The 1,088-nt window shown below is 67.2% G+C and carries 1 protein-coding gene; it reads right to left on the bottom strand.

Annotation, left to right across the window (positions count from 1 at the left end; translation table 11 throughout):
• Positions 1-1,088 (bottom strand): amino acid adenylation domain-containing protein (locus DN387_RS25125; protein ID WP_254506391.1); only part of this gene is annotated, 1,088 nt, incomplete at both ends.

Genomic DNA, 1,088 nt, shown 5'->3' with positions numbered 1-1,088 from the left:
TGGTCGATGCGCCCCACGTACTCGATCACCCCGTCGCCGCGATAGCGCGCCAGGTCGCCGGTGCGGTACAGCCGCCCGCCCCCCTGCACGCTGCGGTCGAACGGGTCGGGCACGAAGCGCAGCGCGGTCAGCGAGGCGCGCTGGTGGTAGCCGCGCGCCAGGCCGGCACGGCCCACATGCAGCTCGCCGTGGCAGCCCGGCGGGGCCAGGTTGAAGTCGCTGTCGAGCAGGTACCACGACAGGTCCGGGATCACCTCGCCGATCGGGCTCACACCGTCCTGCTGCAGGTCGACCAGGCTCAGCGGCCGGTAGGTCACATGCACCGTGGTTTCGGTGATGCCGTACATGTTGATCAGCTGTGGCTGCTGGTCGCCGAAACGCTCGAACCACGGCTTGAGGCTGGCCACATCCAGCGCCTCGCCACCGAACACCACATAGCGCAGCGCCAACGCTGAAGGGTTGGCACAGGCCACCGGGATCAGCTGCTTGAACGCCGACGGCGTCTGGTTCAGCACCGTGACCTGCTCGCGCACCAGCAGTGCATGGAAGTCTTCCGGCGAGCGCGCCACTTCACGCGGCACCACCACCGCCTTGGCACCGTGCAGCAACGCGCCAAACAGCTCCCACACCGAGAAGTCGAAGGCGTAGGAGTGGAACACGCTCCACACATCACTGGCATCGAAGTCGAACCAGTGCTGCGTGGCCGCGAACAGGCGCATCACGTTGTGGTGCGGCAGCAGCGTGCCTTTGGGCTTGCCGGTCGAGCCGGAGGTGTAGATCACGTAGGCCAGGTTGTCCGGCGTGGCGAGATTGACCGGCGCGGCAGTGCTGTAGCCCTCAAGCCATGCAGCGCCGCTCTCGAGGATCACGCGCTCGACCGATGCAGTAGCAGGCAACTCCAGGTGCGCCTGGGTCAGCAGCAGCTTGATGCCACTGTCTTCGATCATGTAGGCCAGGCGATCCTGCGGGTATTCCGGGTCCAGCGGCACATAGGCGCCGCCGGCCTTGAGAATGCCCAGCACGCCGACCACCATCTCCAGGCTGCGCTCCACCGCCAGGCCGACCAGTACATCCGGCCCCACGCCCTG

The organism is Pseudomonas sp. FBF18, assembly GCF_024261405.1.
In the GTDB taxonomy this organism is placed as follows: domain Bacteria; phylum Pseudomonadota; class Gammaproteobacteria; order Pseudomonadales; family Pseudomonadaceae; genus Aquipseudomonas; species Aquipseudomonas palmensis.
Note: the sequence above shows the minus strand (reverse complement) of the source record. Positions and strands in the feature narration are given on the sequence as shown.